This is a genomic window from Membranihabitans maritimus, from assembly GCF_021729145.1.
Lineage (GTDB): Bacteria > Bacteroidota > Bacteroidia > Chitinophagales > Saprospiraceae > Membranihabitans > Membranihabitans maritimus.
Window position 1 is genome coordinate 114,652 of record NZ_JAJSLW010000005.1, and the last position, 20,027, is coordinate 134,678.

Genomic DNA, 20,027 nt, shown 5'->3' on the forward strand with positions numbered 1-20,027 from the left:
AATTTTATTTACATGTTTACAGGAATTATAGAAAGCGTCGGAACCGTACAATCTATACATAAAGAGGGTAAAAATTTTGTTTTCCGGATTTTATCGGAACTTACTCCTGAATTATCTATTGACCAGAGTGTCTCCCATAATGGTGTGTGCCTTACGGTAGAGGATATTGATATTGAAAATAACATTTACAGGGTTACCGCTATTGATGAAACCCTGGAAAAGACAAATTTGGGAAAATTAAAAGATGGGCAAAAGGTAAATATTGAAAGGTCAGTCACATTGGATAAGAGAATGGATGGGCATATGGTTCAGGGGCATGTTGACGAGATAGTGGAATGCACAGCAGTAAAGGATGTAGAAGGTAGTACCTTGTTTACATTTTTACTAAATCCCCATAAAAGGCATCTGCTTGTACCCCAGGGATCTGTGACTCTTGACGGGGTGAGTTTGACGGTGGCCCGGTTAAATGAAATGGAATTTAGCGTGGCCATTATACCCTACACACTGGATAATACTATTATTCATTTTTGGAAGCAAGGGACAAAAGTCAATATTGAATACGATATTTTCGGCAAATACCTCGAAAGATATCTGGAGGTGTATGGTAAGGGATGGAACTCGAAATAAAAATTGAGAATAATAGATAAGTCTTTGCAGGGATAAACGCGACTTTTACCTTTTAGAGAATTTGCGTAGTTTCGTTCCTAACTTTATTAAAGTAACATTGGATAAGTATGAAATATTTATTATTGACCCTGGCTTGTTTTCCCGTTTTTTTACTTGGACAGGATCGACCTGGATTATTTTTTAGAGAGGATTTCAAAGAAACACCCGCAGAAATCCCTATTGATCAACAGCATATTTCAAATCCTGATATTTCCCTGCATTTATACGGACCGGGGGCTGATGTAATTAAAAAAAGTCATCACGATACCCCGGCAGATGATCCGTATTATGTGTGGTCCGGATTGTGTGAAGGCAATTGGGCCGTAACATTGAGCCATAAATCTTCTAATGTTGATTTGTCGAAACAAGCAAAAATTCGGTGGAGATCAAAGCAATCTGGATATAGAAGTCTTCATGTAATTCTTAAAGATTATAATGGTAATTGGCTGGTTAGTAATCCATTAGATGGCAAATCAAAAGATTGGCGAATTAGAGAAATAAATATTGCTGATTTGACCTGGATGGAACTGGATATTGAAAACATAATTGAATTACAACCGGTTGCGCAACCTGACCTATCCAAAATAGTGGAAATTGGTTGGACAGACCTGATGAGAGGAGGAGGGTCGAATGCCTGCTCGCGGGTAGATTGGATAGAAGTTGATGGATTTCCGGTATACAAATGATATCAAATCTAAAGCATACATCGAGTTATTGAATTTATTCCGCTTAGTGTAATCTGGAAATTAAATTTTTATGTAAGATTGTGGTAATTTAAATGACTACATGTTACATCTTTATAACATCCTGATTCGACTTTCACTATTCATCTTGAAAATAGCGGGAGTTTTTGTTGAAAAGCTAGGTAAAAGGAACGAAGGCTTAAGAAATCAGGAAGTTCCATTTCTTGAAACGTGTATTTGGGTTCATGCAGCTTCTCTGGGTGAATTTGAACAAGGGAAAACGGTCATTGAATCCCTCAAACGTACCTATAGTGATATACCAATGGTGTTAACTTTTTTCTCATCCAGTGGATTTGAAAAGATGAAGAATTATGATGGCGCTGATTACGTTTTTTATATGCCATACGATAGTAATATCTTAATGTCAAAATTTATATTAAGAATTAAACCTCAGGTAGTTGTGTTTATCAAGTATGAGTTTTGGTTTAATACACTTTATTTACTTAAAAAGAATACAATTCCTTATTATTTCATCTCATCTGTTTTTAGAAGAAGTCAATTCTTTATGAAAGGTTTATTTTCTTCCTTTTTTACTTTAATCAGGGGAGCTTCCTGGATATTCGTCCAGGACCAACGTTCGCAGGAAATTCTACATTCGAAGAGCGTTTATAATATGAGTATTTCAGGGGATAGCAGAATTGACCGGGTAATTGAATTGGCAAACAACAGTTATGAGAATAAACTAATAAGTGATTTTTCTGGTGATTTCTTTACCATTATTGTGGGAAGTTCATGGCCACCCGATGAAGAAATCATAGTCAAAGCCATTCAGGCGTTCCCAGAATGGAAATGGATAATTGCCCCTCACGAAGTACATAAAGACCATATTATTTCAATTCAGGATAGAATAGGTAGAGATAACGTAATATTGTATTCAGAAATTGATACTCATGTGTCTCCGTCGCCAAAGATATTACTAGTTGACCGGATAGGGTTGTTGTCCAGGATTTACAGGTATGGGAATTTGGCTTATATCGGCGGTGGTTTCGGAACCGGCATACATAATACGCTTGAGCCTGTAGCTTATGGTCTCCCGGTAATTTTTGGACCGAAATATCATAAATTTAATGAGGCCGTAAACTTTATTGAAAGTGGTATTGGAAAATCCGTTGCTAATGCGGATCAATTAATCGAAGCTTTACAATATTTTGCTAAAGAGGATATCAACGGACAGGTTAAAAACAAAATTAAGATATATTTGGAATCGAATTCCGGGGCAACGGACAGTATTGTTAGTAAGATAAAAAGAGATTTAGAGTATAGTAATGGGAAAAGATAGGGAAAAACGCTTAATTGATAGTAAAAATTCTATTGTAGTAATCGGTGATGTTATGCTCGATAGATACTTGTACGGTAAGGTATCACGTATTTCACCCGAGGCACCGGTTCCTGTGTTGGATTATGAATTTACAGACAATAGGCCCGGGGGTGCTGCCAATGTCGCCCTGAACATAAAAGCATTAGGCTCTGACGCATCTTTGATTGCGGTAAAAGGGGATGATGAAGAGGGGGAGGAATTAACAAAATTATTAAATGAAAGTGATATTTGTACGGACAACCTTATTACATACCCAGGTGTGAATACCACTTTGAAGACAAGGGTAATGGCCCGAAATCAACAGCTGTTGAGGGTAGACCGGGAAACACGGCAACACAATAATGCCGAACTTGAAAATACTTTGATAAATGTTATTGAATCCGTGTTGGTAAAAGAACCGCCGGATGGAATTATACTACAGGATTATAATAAAGGTGTATTATCTCCTGGGGTCATTCAGCATACTATTTCGATAGCTAGTAAATATGGTATTCCCATGTTTGTGGACCCTAAAATTGAGAATATAAAGTATTATGGTGGTTGCACATTGTTTAAGCCCAATTTGAAAGAGGCTGAAGAAATTCTGGGTCATAAAATTGAAGTTAATGAGACTGAGCTTGATCGGATCTCCCAACGGATACAGGAAATCATTCAGTGCGAGATCGTCTTAATCACATTATCGGATAAAGGATTATTTTTGAAGCGGGTAGGTGAAAGCGGAGTTTATATTCCGGCCTTGCAGCGAGCAATTTCTGATGTTTGTGGAGCTGGGGATACCGTAATCAGTACCGTGGCGGTAAGTTACTTGAATGGGTTTGATGATGAACAAATCGCTCGGATATCCAACCTGGCGGGACATATTGTTTGTCGGTTTCCCGGGGTAGTACCCATAGATATAAAGATGTTAAAGTCAGAAATGAATCTTTAATTAAGGTCGATTACCCAAATACAAATATTAATTTTATATTTATTGTGAATGATACGGAGAATTCATTGATGGTTTTGACGAGAGCACACCTCCTGATTGAGTTCACATTTTACAAAATGAAATAGGCAAACCAATTTCCTTTAAATGAAGAGGGAATATTTGAGGTATTGAGATTATTAATTTTTCAATAGGTTAAAAAAAGTACTTTTAATCACAAACGTAATTTAAACGAGTTCTAATAATATATTTTAAACGCAAATTTTATACAATGAAGAAACTTTACTATTATTTGTTAATTCTTTTTGCAATCCCATTGATTTCTCATGCGCAGGATCCATTATACAATTTTGACTTTGCCGATGGCATGCAGGATTGGACACCTAATAGTGTGGAATGTGCTGGGGCAGCAAGTGATAATGCCCTTTGGATGTGGGTAGAAGATGGAAGTACTGAGCAGGGGATTTATTCAGCTGGTTTCGGCACGTTGGATAGTAGGACTCCGGATAGCGGTATCGTTATACTAAATTCTGAATTTCTTGATAACAACGGGGAAGATAATAACGAAGGAAACGGGACCTGCCCGGCACCTCAAATTGCTGAATTGGTTTCACCTTCGCTGGATTTTTCAGCTGAAGATACGGTTATCCTCTCTTTTAACCAGTTGTACTACAGATTTAGTGGATATACCAATGAAGGCGAGGGAATAGATAATTTCAATGAAACAGCTACTTATTTGGAAATTACAGCTAATGGTGAAGATTGGAACCGGATTGCTTTGAACGATACGGTAAACACTTTCCGTTGGAATACTCTTGATAATAACGAATTGACTTTTGATATTTCCGAATATGCAGCGGGAGAATCCGATGTTCAGGTCAAGTTTGTCTGGGAAGGTAATTATTATTTCTGGGGAGTAGATGATGTTCGGTTTTATGGAAGTCGAAGGGATGATATTGCGATTACAGCATTTAAATATGTACCGTCCAATTTTGAAACTCCCGCCTCGCAAATTGTCAATGATACTTTTAATTTTGTTGCTGACATCGTAAATCTTGGAACTGCTACCGTAGATAGTGCTTATTTAAAGGTTTATGTACGGGCTAATGACGGAAGTGGAGTTGAGTACTTCAGGGATAGTGTTCTTGTTGAAAATATGGCCCCCAATGATACCATGGAGATGGAAGTTCCTAATTTTTATGTGCCAAATGATTTAGCGGCCGGTTCGTATGTAATGGTGTATCGATTGACGACACCAGGGGGTATCACCGAAGTCAATTTTGCAAATAACTTCAGAGGAGAAATTTTTATTGTTTCCGAGGAAAATAAGTTCCGGAAAACGGATAGAAGTGATGGTTCCGGAATTCGATATCAAGCTGAGGAATACCTTATTGGTAATTACTATGAAATGGCGGATGAATTCGATGATGAAATCCGGGTCAAAAGTATAAACTTTTCCAACTTTGCCAGTGGTGAATCCCTCCAAGGAAAGAGTATTATCGTATACTTATTGAAAATTAGTGATGATATTGCTCCTGACTTTTCCAATTTTGATTTTACTGAAAGTGTTACCGATGAAGATTTAAGTTCGTTTTCGATTGAAGGGATAGGTTCGTATTCTTATACTGCCGAGGATGATAATGCCAGTGTCTTCAGCCGATTCAGTGCTGATATTTTCAACTTTGAAAATACGGATGATCCTGTAGTATTGGATCCGGGTGGAAGGTATATCGCAGCTGTTTCTTATGATAATACCAATAATACTTTATTTCACGAAGTCAGTGAGCGGATAACCTATTATTCTGCATTGTCACCGCAACAAATTAGTACCGTGGTGTATGTAAACGGATGGGCATTTAACAATCCTATGGGTTCTGATGTTGCTGTAGTGGGTATGGATCTGGAGGTCATAATGACTTCTAATGAACAGGAGTTGGCAGAGACAGAAGTTTCTATTTTCCCTAATCCGGCACAAGATTACGTGAATATTGATGTGTCCCTTGAGAATCCGCAAAAAATTCAAACATATTTAACGGATGCAACTGGTAAAATCCTTGATATGAAAGTAAATGATAACTTTTATCAGGGAAGAATCCGTTATGATGTGAGTACCTATCCAACCGGTACCTATTTCTTGAAAGTGAATTCAAGCGAAGGAACAAAGGTTAAAAAGATATCAGTCTTGCATTAAATAATTGAGATTAATAAATAGAAAATAACCAATTAAAAGTCCCTGCGGAGTGAATTTGCAGGGACTTTTTTGTTATGTAAGGTAGTATAGCCCAGTTATTTACACCTCAATAACTATACGAGGGTGAATGGATATAAGTCAGTATCGATTTAGTCAAAGCAAGTTCCTGGCATGGAAAGGGCTAAAGTGAAAATAAGATAATATTTCTCCTTACCATATAATTATTCGAGCCCAAAAGAACTCATTGAAAAATTTAAAGCAAAAATTTTGTATGCTTTCCAATGACCATATAATTACCTGAAGAAATTACAAACCTTATTCGAAGGATAATGGATGTGAAGTAACGGGTCCAAATGTGTATACAAGGACCTGCGAGGTTAAGCATTTAGTACTATCCTGGTATAGATGGTTTGGATATGGTTTAGATGTTATTCCATGTATTTATCTTTGAAATAAAAGTTTTTTGAAACCGCTGGTGTAGGTAGTAAGTTGTTTATATTATTTCTATTTGGAGGTAGGGGAGAAATTAAAAAACTTAGTTGCTGAAAGCTGTTGTATATTCATATTTCCAATTAAAAAGGCATACTAATCGCCAAATTAAGGTTGGATTGTGTAAGGTAATCACTGAACTTAGAGAACGCCCAATAACTGCCATTTTCGCGGCGATACGGAAGTTTGAGTTTGATTCCCAGGTCCAGGCGTAAAATAAAGAAAGTGAGGTCTATGCGGAGTCCTGTCCCGGTGCCTATAGCCATCTCCTTCCAAAAGTCGGCACCGAATTGCGCTTCAGGCTTTGTCATATTGTCCAGGCTCCAGATATTACCCACGTCCAGGAATACCGCACTGTTCAATCTCCAAAATAAGGGAAACCGATACTCCGCATTCATCTCCAGTTTGAGGTCTCCCACCTGAGCATAGGGGATGTTAGATTCTTGATTGAGTACCACGGAGTCAACTAAAGATCCGGGGCCTAATTCCCGAATCCTCCATGCTCTCATACTGGAAGGTCCTCCCAGGAAAAACTGTTTGATAAAAGGTATTGTTTCGGAACCGGGAAGTGGTAAGGCAATACCGACATTTAACCGAGAGGCAAATGATGTGGTTGCAGATAAATCTTTCGAAAATCGCCCATCCAGATCGAGCTTAACAAACTTGGCAAACTCAAATCTATCGAAAAGCCGTATAGTATCCTGAAATTGATTAATAGCATAATTAGCTAACATCATTTCCAGCCCGGATACTTCAAAATTACCATTAAAGGTATATTGTCGACGGGCGTAATCTTTTTGACTTACATGAGTGAAAAGCGCATTATTAAATACCAGGCCGGTAAACAATTGTGGCTCCATGGATCTTCGAATAAATTCATATCTGTCATTAAAATCCGGACCAAGTTCCGGGAAGAATACATTAATACCTAATGTATTAATTCTCAAACTGTTTCGCCCTGCAGCCCAGTTGAAATTATTGCCCAATTGAAACTCGAATGAATGATAGGTATAAAAACTATCAATGAGAACATAATCATAGTCCAGATTGATCGAACTCAGTCCATTGCTTTCCAGTGTCTCGTAAAATTCAGGGAAGGGTTTTTTTAATAGTTTATATGTTCCCAGGAAATCTACAAACCTTGGGATGCTCAGATTATTACGTAAACCAAGGATGAAGGTTTGAAATATATTATTATCGCGGTCCCAGGGATTGAATTCGGAGACAAACTCCAGCCCACTGGTTAAATTTTCCCCTTTACCAAAGAAGTTTCTATTAGAGATTTCAGGGCTCAGTGAAATTCCCAATAAACTTCTGGAGGAGAATTCTGTATTATTAAAGTCAAAGTTAACATTGAATTCGTACTTCTTGGACGGAGTAAGAATAAAATAGATATTGAGTATATTGGGATTCACAGGAGAAGGTATCCTTTGGATCAGTACGGATGAATAGATGTTATAGCGAAGAATATTTTGCCGTGCTTCTTCCAATTCGCCTGCATCAAATACACTTCCCCTCCGGAAAGGTATAATGGAACTCATAACCTGTTTATCCAGTGATTTGCCACTGTCAAAGTTCAGGTGTTGGATCCCATCGATAGTAGCTGTATCACTGACGGCATGAAATTGGAGAGGGTCAAAATTATGGTTAACTACAATATCTCCAAAAAAATACTTTTTAAGGGTGGTACTATCTGTACCTTCCTGGATTTCAATTTTGACATCTACTTCGGTATCTAATTTTACGGCTTCCGGTCTTTTACTGATATTCAAAGGGGTAAAATAGGGATAACCGTTATTTTGCATAATTGACGATATTCGATTCCGCTCCTTTTCATACGCATTGAAGGATAAGACATCCCCAATTTTAATATGGGACTCATTATCAAAAGATGAAATGAGCTCCTGAATTTCCGGGTTGGGAAAAATAATTTCCTTACTGGCTATAGTATATAGCGGTCCTGTATTTATATCATAGCTTATTGATGCTTTTCTCTTCCTAAGGGTTTCAGCAAAACGAGTGGTGGCATCATAATAACCCTTTTCCATTAAATAGCGGGTAATAATATCGGTGACCCCTATACCTGCTCCGGTTTTATAAATATTGGGGGTACTTGCTGCCTGTCTGTAGATAAAGTTTTTTATAGTCCCCGTATCTGCATCCCGATATTTATAATAGAGCCAAATTCTCCAATTTTGTTTTTCAATTTGTTGGAGGGAATCCAGGTAGTAAATTTCACTTTCCAATATTTTTTGATCACGTGTAGGAATTGGACCCTCCACTTCAATTTGATAGTCCGTTAGCAGATATTCATCTTCTCCAATAAATTTGGTAACATTACAGGAAGAAATCAGTAATGCTAGTAAACAAACGGCAAAAATCGGGATTTTGAGATTCCTCATATTACTTCATCCGTAAATTAACCAAACTATGAGTCAATTATTGTCTAAAAATCAAATAAAATTGATTCGCTCTTTAAAACAAAGAAAATATCGATATAAATTACAAAAATACATCCTGGAAGGTGAAAAGATGATTCTTGAATTATCGAATGTAGATCCTGCAAAAATTGATTTCATCGTTGTGGACGAGAATTCTAATTTCCCTAGTTCTGATAATCTATTCAGAACCAGTGGTAAGACTTTTAAAGAACTGTCTTCTTTAATGAATCCACAAGGCGTTCTCGCAGTATGTAATATTCCGGATTATTATTGGGAACAGGCCACAGTAAGAAATCAATTTTCTGTATTTCTGGATGGTATACAGGATCCAGGTAATTTAGGTACAATAATTCGAAGCTCCGATTGGTTTGGTATAACAAATGTCCTTATTGGACCCGGTACGGTAGATCCATTTAATGAAAAAGCTGTTCAGGCAAGTATGAGTAGCCTTTTTAATATTAAACTATCAATGGTTTCATATGAATTTTTACGAACTTCCGGGGTGAAAATGCTTTCTGCAGATATGAAAGGAGAGGATGCTTATACTTTTGATTGGCCGGATGAAGGAATTTTAATAATGGGAAATGAAGGCAATGGTATCTCTCGTTTTGTACAGGAATTAAACCCCGAAAGAATTACGATTCCTTCCAGCCGGAAATCCTTTTCAGAATCGTTAAATGTATCCATGGCTTATACTTCATTGCTGACTTTGCGAAGTGTAAAATTGAGAGGGAGAAAAGGATAATTCTAAGGTTATTGCTATCTGTATTATTTAGCCTTTTTGCCTGCCAACATGGTTCATCTGTACAACACAATCACTTTTCTTTTCAGAATTCAACATTCATATTTATGGGAAATGAAATAGGATTCTACACGATCCCATTTTTTGCAACAATTTTTGCTTTGTAATGTACAGTACTTTTTATTTACTTCAGGTACCAACCATTCCCAAAATATAATAGAACATCCCTGGGTGATGTGTAGATCCGGAATGTCATAAGGTCCAGTAAGCAATTATCATATCAACTAGAATTCAGATATGCTTGACCTCAGGACAAGAGGTTTCTCTCTGTGAGATATTCGTACTGATTCCTATAACAATTCTTTAATTGACTGTTCCAGCGTATTTCTCGGATTTAATTTGCGAATTACCCCTTCACGGTCGATAAGGAATGTGGCGGGAATAGCGCGTACCCCGTATCTTTGGGCAGGGGCGGATTGCCAATATTTCAAATCGCTAACATGACTTTTCCAGGCCAGTTTATCCTGTTCTATAGCCTGTACCCATCTTTGTTTTTGGCCATTTCGGTCCAATGATACGGAATATACTGTAAAGCCTTCGTCTTTGTATTTATTGTACAGGGAAACCACATGGGGATTTGCTCTCCTGCAAGGTCCACACCAGCTAGCCCAAAAATCCAGTAATACTACTTTTCCACGGAGGTCAGACAATTTCATGATTTCACCCTCTGGATTAGGGAGTGCGATATCCGGAGCCGGTTGTCCGATGTCAACTGCAAATCTACCCGCACTACCGGTACTTTGTGCTGCTTTTTTATCGTAGTATTCTACAAATTCCTTGAATTCCCTGGTATAAGGGGAGTTTGGCATTTCTGCGTCAACTTTATTGACAATTTCGCGTACGTATGCATAATCATCAGGACTTCCCATGAGAAAGGCGATTCCAGTCTGAATAGCTACTAATGCATTTTCCTGATTGTTGAAATAATCAACCAGCATCGGTTTGGGCCATTGCTTTTTTATTATTTTTTCATAGGCCAGGGTTTGACTGCCGGTTAATTGGGATCCTGTAAGATCAAAATCATATTGTTCCAGTGTGTGGAATGATCCATTGATATTGATTTTGCGATCCTGCCCATTTAGCACAAAAGACACTCCTTTGCCACCGACGGAAAATTGATAAATTGCTTCCTCAAGGGCTTTGTCAGTTGTAAGTAAAAAATTTCCGCGGTCATCGGCGGTTGTGGATGCTATTAAAGATTTTTGACCCGTTAGGGTAACTCTGTTCAAACTAATGGCTTTATTTCCTGCATCGGTAATTTTACCGGAAAGTTCAAACTGAACTTCTTCTTTTTGTTCAGTACAGGAAATAAAAACTAATGATAGAGAAATGACAAATAGGGTATACCTTAATAATTTCATTTTTCTAATTTTTCCTCAATTAAATTTTCAAATAATTCTTTCCATTTTGAAACGTGTCCAAAATCTATACCTGCTATATCCAGATTCGTTTTGGTAACTGTTCCAAGTCTAGTAATTGGAACTGAATTTTGATGTGAAATGTTTTCTAATGCTTCTAATTTTTTTGGATCAACTGATACAATGATTCTCGACTGAGATTCACCAAAAAGGAAGCTGTCTTTTCTCAATTCTTCCGGGGCGTCAATTTTAACCCCCATGCTATTTTCATAACACGACTCCAATATAGAGTTGAATAATCCCCCATCACTAATATCATGTGCAGACTTTAATACTTTCAACTTGTTGGCTTCATACACTGTCGTTTGAACATCAGCTTCATCTTCCAGAGAGAAATATGGTGCCTTAGAGTCTTTTATTTTATGATTCCATTTTATATATTCGGAATTGTTGAGATCAAAGATATTTTTGCCTATAAGGACAATAACATCTCCTTCATCCTGGAAGCTTAAACTCAAGAAATCATCTACGGAATCCAATAGCCCCAACATTCCTATCGTAGGGGTAGGGAAAATGGGTTCTACTTTGTCAGGTAACACTGTTTGGTTGTAAAAACTTACATTACCGCCTGTTACCGGGGTATTGAATTTCAGACAGGCGTCTTTCATACCTTTTATTGTATTGACAAATTGCCAGTACACTTCTTTATTATAGGGATTCCCAAAATTCAGACAATTGGTGATAGCTACTGGTTTTCCCCCTGAACAAACGATATTTCTGGCACCTTCCGATACGGCAATCATACTTCCAATATAGGGATCTGCATAGACGAAACTGGAATTGCAATCCACACTCATCGCCAATGCTTTTTCTGATTCTTTCACCCTGACTATAGCACTATCGGATTGACGATTTGTTTTCATTGTATTGACACGCACCGTATGGTCATATTGTTCGTATATCCACTTCTTGGATGCCAGATTAGGGGATCTCATTAATTCTTCAGCGGCGGCAATATAATCATTGGGTTCGTCAATGGTCCCTGCATTTATATCTCTGAGTTTTGAGTAATATTTAGCTTCCTCATATTCCCTGTCATAAACGGGCGCACCCCCTCCTAATACTAATGGTTCGGATGGAACGTCTGCAACAATCTTTCCATTGGATAAGAATTCCAATCTTCCCGAATTAGTTACTTCTCCAATAATTTCACATTCCAAATCCCATTTATCAAAAACTTTTAGCAATTTATCCTCCTGACCTTTTTTGCATACAATCAGCATTCTCTCCTGCGATTCAGAAAGCAAAATTTCAAACGGCTGCATATTGCTTTGCCGGGTAGGAACTTTATCGAGATCAATCCGCATTCCTGTTTTGCTTTTAGCACTCATTTCAGATGTGGAACACGTGATTCCAGCTGCTCCCATATCTTGCATGCCGACAATGGCTCCAGTCTGAATAGCTTCCAGACTGGCCTCTAATAACAATTTTTCCTGAAAAGGGTCGCCGACCTGGACGGCAGGCAGGTCATCTGCGCTATCCTCGGTGAGGTCAGCAGATGCAAAGGTTGCACCATGGATTCCGTCTTTACCAGTTGCGGATCCTACAATGAATACGGGGTTCCCCGGGCCATCTGCGCTGGCAGAAACCGTCTGACCTTCTTTTACTATGCCTACGGACATTGCATTGACCAGGATATTTTGATTATAACAATCGTTGAAATATACTTCTCCCCCTACAGTAGGCACACCCAGGCAATTTCCGTAATCCCCTATTCCTTTTACTACCCCCCGAATTAAGTGTTTAGTATGAGGGCGTTCAATATCTCCAAACCTAAGGGAGTTGAGTGCTGCTATTGGACGGGCGCCCATAGTAAATATATCCCTGTGAATACCGCCCACACCTGTTGCTGCTCCCTGATAAGGTTCAATAGCCGAAGGGTGGTTATGTGATTCAATTTTGAAAGCGCATCCCAGTCCGTCTCCGATATCTACCAACCCGGCGTTTTCTTCCCCGGCTCCTACAAGGAGGTTTTCTCCTTCCCGCGGAAGAGTTTTTAAATACTTTATTGAATTTTTATAGGAACAATGTTCCGACCACATTACAGAAAAGATACTGAGTTCGGTAAAGTTAGGTGTCCGTCCCAGAATTTCTTCGATTTTATAGAATTCTTCCTCTGTTAAACCCAGTTTTTGTGCTGTTGACAAATCCGGCATTATTCCTTCTTCAAGCATTTTGCGTGTTTTATTTTCAAAGCACAAATATAATACAATTTGCGGCCATGAATAATTTGTATCATATATTATTTAAGAGTTATATTAACCCGATCTCGACGAATAGTTATAGGTTCAGAGGGATTGGAAGGAGAATATACAAGGCATCTTCCTATGGCTTTATAGAGATAAAGCAAAGGAAGAGAACGCAGTAGTTTCACCTTATCGATCCACTCTTGAATAATAGTATTAAAGAGATACCCCTTGAAAACAGGGAGTTTTTTCCTAACAGGAGCTCTAAATAGTCCACTATGTATCCGCCCCTTTTAGTCGAACCTCACTATTCTCAAGTACTCTGAATCTTAAAATTTCAATGAACACGGGTTGTTTAATAAATATTACCATATTATTTAATCTATTTTATGGAGGTTTTGTTACATTAACATTCACAGAAATTTTTTCGGAAATGGGGAAAAGTTTTAATAGTCGTGGTGCCAGGAAATATACTGAGAATCCATATCACCGATTATCTGATTCACGCATCAATGATCCTGACAAAAAAAGGTCAACAATATTTCGGGAGGTAGAAGCGAAATCCATCGTGAACAAAGTGGAGAGTCCGGATCTTCCTTTTTATTATAGTATGAACCCGTATCAGGGATGTGAGCATGGCTGTACATACTGTTATGCGAGAAAGACCCATTTGTACCTGGATCACGATGCAGGCCTGGATTTTGAATCCATTATTTATGTAAAAACCAATGCTGCTGAATTGCTGGAGAAAAAAATCAGGTCCGGAAATTGGGAAGGGGATGTGATTGCCCTGTCCGGGAATACTGACTGTTACCAACCGGCTGAAATAAAGTATGGCGTGACCAGAAAGATTTTGGAGGTTTGTCTGAAATATGGTAATCCGGTTTCAATTGTGACAAAGAGCGGGTCTATAACCAGGGATATTGATATCCTGAAAAAAATGGCAGAGAAAGGACTGGTGAAAGTACATTTTAGTATCCATACACTGAATGATGAGTTGAGACGAAATATGGAGCCCAGGGCCAGCTCAATTCCTCTGCGGCTGAAAACTGCGGAAAAGTTATCAACCGAAGGTATTAGAGTGGAAGCGTTGATTGCTCCCGTCATTCCGGGGCTTAATGACTACGAACTTATGGCAGTAGCAAAAGAGCTTAAAAATAGGAGAGTGGCTGATATAAATTATATGTTACTTCGATTGGACGAATTTGGATATGATGTATTTGAAGATTGGTTAGAGCATTGTTACCCGGATCGAAAGAACAAAGTTTTGAATTTATTGCGGTCTGTACATAATGGTTCAACGACCTCGACGGCAAGAAATGGAAGGAAATCAGGAAAAGGTACGTATTCCGAGCATATAAAGCAAGTTTTTCATTTAGCCAAAAATACCCATTTTAACAACGTGATTCCCTTTGAATTTCAACGGAATGAATATTATAAAAAAAATACATCCCAGTTATCTTTATTTTAAAAAAAATATATACAATATTTGTAACCAAACTGCACGTTATTTTAGGAATTAATGAAATCAAAACCGATTCCAGAATGAGATTTTTTTTCGCTTTGCTTTTTTCTTTACTTCTTAATAATGTTTATTGCGCCGCCCAGTCTAATGATGGAGAAAAAGCAGATACCGCGGCACAGGAAGAAGAAAAATCATACTGGAGTTTTGAAAATGATGCTACCCTTTATTTATCTCAAATTGCCTATAGTGAATATTGGAAGGGGAGTGGGTTCAATAATATCACTTTTGGTGGAGCCTTTGATTGGAAAGCCATCTATAAAAAGGATAAGAACAATTTTACATATAGTACCAATATCCAGTATGGTTTAATGAAAAGGGATAAGCAGGAGTGGATAAAAAACAGGGATAAATTGGAAATGACTGGAAATTATGGATATAAGTTTTCTGATAAGATGTTTTTATCTGCTGTCATGACGACCCGAACTTTTATGACAGAGACTTACAAAATTAATAAGGCTGGGATGCGAGATGCTTATAACGGTAAATTTGCTTCTCCATTGACTATAGATATCGGTTCGGGATTAAATGTCAAGAATCTCTTACAAAAGAAGGATGAGGAGGAGACTAAAAATAAACTCGATATATATTATACCCCTATAAATGGTAAAATAACTGTCGTAAGAGATTCACTCTCAGCAGTCCAGTATTTACCTGAAAAATTTCGTGAGGATATGTATCGATTTGAGTTGGGAAGTCTAGTGAAATTTGTGGCGTCATTTACGTTAATGGAAAATATAACATTGCAATCCAGAGCTGATTTCTTTACCAATCATTTATCCAATTTCGGAAACTTTGATGTAAATATTGAAAGTAAAATAAAAATGAAGGTCAATAATCACATCACCGTTGATATTCTGGGTAATTTAATTTACGATGAAGATATACAATTTGAGATTTTTGACGAAAATGGAGAGGCAACCGGTCGAACCGGCCCAAGAACTCAATTTAGTGAATCGATCAATGTAGGGTTAACCCATTCTTTCTAACCGATCCCGGATATTTAATATTTCGGCATTTATTTCATCAAAAATTACTTCCATATTTTGAATTTCTTCCTTTTCGTTTTTCAATAATTTGTCAAAGTCTGTGAATTGTTCTTCGATTTTGGTTTTGATGATCAGGATATATTCATTGAGTTTCTGAGAAAGTTCTCCTTCAATTTTTTTTCGCGTATCGATGACTTCTCTTGAAAATGTTTTTAAGATTTTCCTCCTTTTTATTCCTGTAGTGATCCCCGCAAATAAGATTCCTAAAGTAGTAATCAAACCTCCGGTTATATCGAAAACCGCCCCGTTTGTTACGGCGGTGAGAATTATACCTATTACTGCCAATCCACTACCTGTGGCTATACCGGGACTGATCGACTGGCTCTGCGCAATCAGGTCTTTATTTCCAAAATTTTCTGTATCCTTTATAAAATTTTGGAATGAATTTTTCAAATCTTCAATTACCAGGCGTCTTTTTTCTGCAATGTGACCAAAGAGTTCATCATTATCTTTCAGTACGGTTTTATTCTTGAGTATTTTCAATTCTACCACTTTCGCCATATTCTGAATATTATCTGCCAGGTCATTGACGCCATCCTGCAACCGATTGGTCATTTCATCCTTCAGGTTTTTCTCTAATTCATCTTTTATGGACTCCAACCACGCTTGCGGGGATTCTTTTTTACTAAATATACTTTTAAATGATTTTTTGATTAAGCGCATAAAAGATAGACCTTCCTTTAGTTCGCGCTCACTAATTAAGGTAGCTTTATCATATCCGGTAAGAATATTTCCCACCAGCGTATCTACTTGTTTTTCGGCGTTGTGAACGTGGTTGGTGATTGTTTCGTCTACGTCCTTTCGAAAGGCCCTGTCAGATTCAAATTGTTGTTTTCGCGCCTGTAAGCCATCATTTATTTTATTATTTAATGTATTTATTAATTCTAAAAGATTTTGAATTTTGGAGATGAGTGCTTTTGCTCCGGTTATGTTGGATAGTATGTATTCGCGAAGTTTCTTAAACCCGCTTTTTTCAGTCTGCCCTTCTAATTCATCCAGGGCGGATACTGCAAAAACTTCGGGATTGGGAACCCCTTGTCCGGAGGCATGGTTGATCACCCCTTTAATATTTGTGGACAGGTCCTTTTCGTTAATTAAATCCTTTTGTTGTAGGATAAAAATGACCTTTTTCTTCCATTCTTCATTTATGAATTTGAGAAAATCCCAGGCACTTTGCCGATAAGGGTTCTTGGCTTCAAAAACAAATACTACCAAATCAGATATTGGGACGAATCGCTCGGTTATTTGCTGATGGTTTTCGATGATTGTATTGGTACCCGGGGTATCGACGATTGAAATTTCCTTCAGGATCGGTTCCGGGTAATAGATCTGTTTGAGATGATCATTAATTTTTATTTCATCCCTATTTTTCCCATATTTTATTTGCTGGATCGTATCCGTTTTAGGATCCGGAGCCACTGCGCACAATTCTTCCTGGCTTGACAATAAGGCATTAATAAAGCTACTTTTACCCGCTTTAACTTCTCCTACAATCACAAATAAAAAGGGTTCATCTATCCGCAGTTTCAATTGATCTACGGTGGCTTGGGTGTCGCTATTGTCTATTTTTGCCGCTTGTATCCCCAGCTTTACGACTACATCCTTGATCCTTTCGTAATAGGGAAGTAATTTTTTGTTGGTAAGCGATGTCATATTTCTATGGTCTTTGGTTAATAAAGTTCGATTCCTGACAATAGATAAAGATATTTAATAAATTTTAGAAAGACTTACTTGTTGTGAAATGGTGATGGATGCTTTAAGTCTCTAGGCGTAAACTCGAGGTAAATCAATTACCATTGAAGGGTGTATGGCCATTATTAAAATGTTGGATGGGAGCTTCTACATCCTCAGGGGTCCATTGTTTAGTATTTTGTGAAAGGAAACAATAGCTCCCTATTCTCTATAGGAATTGAATATTGGAGATGGGTATTTGCTATATTGCTCCTTAGTATCTTTTTTAATAAAAGGAAGATTAAAAAGGTATTAGCTAACCTATATTACATATTTATACCGGGTTAAATTATTCCCATCTTTTCCATCAGGAATGTGGCATTTTTATTTTTAGCCACTCCTTTTTTTATTTTATAATCAAAGATTAAATCTCCGTCCCGAATGATGCTTTCAAAACTAAAATTTTGAATAATCGGTCCATACTCGTTTTCAAGTTTCGATAGATTGAGGTCATGGGTAGCTAAAACAGTAAGTGCATTTCTCTCCTTTAGCTTCAATAATATTTGATAACTTCCATAGTATTTATCATCTGAATTGGTGCCCCTTAAAATTTCATCCAGCAAAACTAAAGCGGGAATACGGGATTGGTCCAGATTATTGAAGATCATTTTCAACCTCTTTAGTTCATCATAAAATAGAGATGTGCTTTCCTGTATGGAGTCAGACTTGCGGAATGAAGTATAAATATTAAAGAAGTCCGTATTGAAAGTATCTGCAGCAACCACGCTACCAGCGGAAGCGAGAATCTGATTGATTCCAACGGAACGTAAAAAAGTACTTTTACCGGACATATTCGAGCCAGTAACCAGCATTACTTTGAAATCGGGATGCATATAAAAATCATTACCTATATTTTCCCCTTCCGAAATAAAAGGATGTCTGATATTTTTACCAGAAATAGTCCCATTCCCTTCGAAAACAGGAAACTTGTACTGGGGGTTGTTTCGGGCAAATGTAGCGTAGGAAAAAATAACTTCGGCGCTGGCAAGAGCCTTTTCCCATTTGGAAATGTCATTTCCGTTTTTTATATACCATCGGTCCAGGTTGAGGACGGCGTGAAGATCAAATCCAAAGACCCCATTGAATAGCATACCTATTATTAAATTGTTTCTGCTTTCCAGCAAATCTATTTTTCTCTTTAATTTTTTTAATTCCCTGAGCCCGGTCTGTAATTGATCTGAAATATCAATCATTTCATGAGAACGATATTGGTGGCTTGTAATGGCAGCAATTGATCTGTGTAATTTTTCTAGTCTCTTTAGTTCATTAGTGGTAAGTATAATAACTTTATTGGTATGCTTGAGGAAAATTCCGCTGATTCCCAGGTTAAGCAGGAATCCATAGAGAAGGAACGAACTATTCCCACTGACAAAATATAATATGAGGAACACAATGGCCAGCAAGGGGGGAAGCCATCTAATAATCGTCATTTTTTTACGAATAGAATCTGACAAAACTGTTTTATGAGAGAATGAATTGCCTTTGTCGTAGTCTGCGCTATTGAGCCCATGGGCAAGTATCTCTTGTCCCAAATCCATAAACCCCATACACTCGGATATACTTTCCTGGCGTTCAGCTATATCATTTTTATTCTTTCCGGTAATTAATAAGCTTTCAGCCAATGCTTTGAGTCCTTCTGTACTGAAACATCGGTTTATTATATGGAATAATGACCGGTTTCCGAAAATATCGAGATCCATGGAATAAGAATCGGATTGATGGAACTCATTCCCATCATGCAAAAATGAAGGCTTGCCGTTAAAAATCGAGATTTCATTTTCATTGATCTCAATTAATTTATTTAAAGTTAGGTGGTGGTACTTTAATTCCTGGTGATGCCATATTGTATAGAGAAAAGCTGTAACCAAGCCTAACAGAAATAGTATGAATACAACTTTTGGTTCATAGGTGAACAAACAGTAAACGGCCAGTGCTATTAGGAGAAAAACAAGTAACCGTATCCATGAGAATAGAGTTACTTTGCGCTTTGATTTTTTTATTTCAACCTGGATTCTATCCAGATTATCTGTATACATTTCTTTCATAAAATAGTAAATAATAAGGAGTCTAGATTATTCTGCTTCCAGAACCTGGGGTGCATGCAGGATAGGAAAATTTAATGATTTAGCAATAAAGCATTTTTCATTGGCTTGTCTGTGTAGGCTCAATGCCAGTTCTTTATGTGATATGTCTTTAATAAAAACTTTAGGCGAAAGAATGATTTCCACAAATTCTCCTTCACCAAATTCTTTTAATTCCATTTTTCCGAGCGGGTGGTCCGAATAATCTACCACTATAATATTATTTGAAGCGCATAGGTGTAAGTACCAAAGCATGTGACACGATGCTACAGAAGCTACAAACATTTCTTCGGGATTATAACGATGAGGATCCCCTCTAAATAATGGATCTGCAGAACCTTGTAAATTGGGTTTCCCTACTGCTTTAATATTAAATTTCCGATCGTAGGCAGTGTATTTATAAGTTCCGGCACCGCGGTTACCTGTCCAGTTGAGGTCCAATTCATATGAATGGATTTTGGTCAT

Annotated in this window: 14 protein-coding genes; 8 read left to right on the plus strand and 6 right to left on the minus strand. The window is 37.6% G+C overall.

Annotation, left to right across the window (positions count from 1 at the left end; genetic code table 11):
* The first annotated feature begins 12 nt into the window (after window positions 1-12).
* From LVD47_RS07350 to LVD47_RS07370, 5 genes are all read left to right on the plus strand, one after another.
* Window positions 13-627, plus strand: coding sequence for a riboflavin synthase (locus tag LVD47_RS07350; RefSeq protein ID WP_236974929.1), 615 nt, complete (start codon window positions 13-15; stop codon window positions 625-627).
* 107 nt (window positions 628-734) lie between these two features.
* Window positions 735-1,352, plus strand: coding sequence for a hypothetical protein (locus tag LVD47_RS07355; RefSeq protein WP_236974931.1), 618 nt, complete (start codon window positions 735-737; stop codon window positions 1,350-1,352).
* 100 nt (window positions 1,353-1,452) lie between these two features.
* Complete coding sequence (locus LVD47_RS07360; protein ID WP_236974933.1) at window positions 1,453-2,688, plus strand: 3-deoxy-D-manno-octulosonic acid transferase; 1,236 nt, start codon at window positions 1,453-1,455, stop codon at window positions 2,686-2,688.
* On the plus strand, window positions 2,675-3,655 hold the full coding sequence (locus LVD47_RS07365) for a bifunctional heptose 7-phosphate kinase/heptose 1-phosphate adenyltransferase (protein WP_236974934.1): 981 nt from the start codon (window positions 2,675-2,677) through the stop codon (window positions 3,653-3,655). Before LVD47_RS07360 ends, LVD47_RS07365 begins: the two co-directional genes overlap by 14 nt.
* 268 nt (window positions 3,656-3,923) lie before the next feature.
* Window positions 3,924-5,843, plus strand: a complete 1,920-nt coding sequence (locus LVD47_RS07370; protein WP_236974935.1) for a T9SS type A sorting domain-containing protein — start codon at window positions 3,924-3,926, stop codon at window positions 5,841-5,843.
* 572 nt (window positions 5,844-6,415) lie between these two features.
* Here the strand turns inward: LVD47_RS07370 and tamL are convergent.
* The gene (gene tamL / locus LVD47_RS07375; protein WP_236974936.1) at window positions 6,416-8,734 is read right to left on the minus strand and encodes a translocation and assembly module lipoprotein TamL; all 2,319 of its coding nucleotides are present in this window, start codon (window positions 8,732-8,734) and stop codon (window positions 6,416-6,418) included.
* Between the two features lie 28 nt (window positions 8,735-8,762).
* On the opposite strand from tamL, the gene LVD47_RS07380 reads away from it, so the two are divergent.
* Window positions 8,763-9,518 (plus strand): TrmH family RNA methyltransferase, encoded by a 756-nt coding sequence (locus tag LVD47_RS07380; protein WP_236974937.1) that lies wholly within the window; start codon window positions 8,763-8,765, stop codon window positions 9,516-9,518.
* Window positions 9,519-9,865: 347 nt separating this feature from the next.
* On the opposite strand, the gene LVD47_RS07385 is transcribed toward LVD47_RS07380, so the two are convergent.
* Window positions 9,866-10,936: a peroxiredoxin family protein gene (locus LVD47_RS07385; RefSeq protein WP_236974938.1), complete on the minus strand. Its 1,071-nt coding sequence runs from the start codon at window positions 10,934-10,936 to the stop codon at window positions 9,866-9,868.
* Window positions 10,933-13,167, minus strand: coding sequence for a phosphoribosylformylglycinamidine synthase subunit PurL (purL, locus tag LVD47_RS07390; RefSeq protein WP_236974939.1), 2,235 nt, complete (start codon window positions 13,165-13,167; stop codon window positions 10,933-10,935). The genes LVD47_RS07385 and purL overlap by 4 nt, the downstream gene beginning before the upstream one ends.
* A 445-nt stretch (window positions 13,168-13,612) precedes the next feature.
* Here purL and LVD47_RS07395 point away from each other — a divergent pair, with 445 nt between their 5' ends.
* Both LVD47_RS07395 and LVD47_RS07400 read left to right on the plus strand, forming a co-directional pair.
* Window positions 13,613-14,650, plus strand: a complete 1,038-nt coding sequence (locus LVD47_RS07395; protein WP_236974941.1) for a PA0069 family radical SAM protein — start codon at window positions 13,613-13,615, stop codon at window positions 14,648-14,650.
* Between the two features lie 74 nt (window positions 14,651-14,724).
* On the plus strand, window positions 14,725-15,690 hold the full coding sequence (locus tag LVD47_RS07400) for a DUF3078 domain-containing protein (protein WP_236974943.1): 966 nt from the start codon (window positions 14,725-14,727) through the stop codon (window positions 15,688-15,690).
* On the opposite strand, the gene LVD47_RS07405 is transcribed toward LVD47_RS07400, so the two are convergent.
* The 3 genes from LVD47_RS07405 to LVD47_RS07415 form a co-directional block, all read right to left on the minus strand.
* Complete coding sequence (locus LVD47_RS07405) at window positions 15,673-17,403, minus strand: dynamin family protein (protein WP_236974945.1); 1,731 nt, start codon at window positions 17,401-17,403, stop codon at window positions 15,673-15,675. The two genes, LVD47_RS07400 and LVD47_RS07405, sit on opposite strands and share 18 nt — an antisense overlap.
* 362 nt (window positions 17,404-17,765) lie before the next feature.
* Window positions 17,766-19,526: a MutS-related protein gene (locus LVD47_RS07410; RefSeq protein ID WP_236974947.1), complete on the minus strand. Its 1,761-nt coding sequence runs from the start codon at window positions 19,524-19,526 to the stop codon at window positions 17,766-17,768.
* A gap of 27 nt (window positions 19,527-19,553) precedes the next feature.
* A complete protein-coding gene (locus LVD47_RS07415; protein ID WP_236974949.1) occupies window positions 19,554-20,027 on the minus strand; it encodes an OsmC family protein in 474 nt (157 codons plus the stop codon).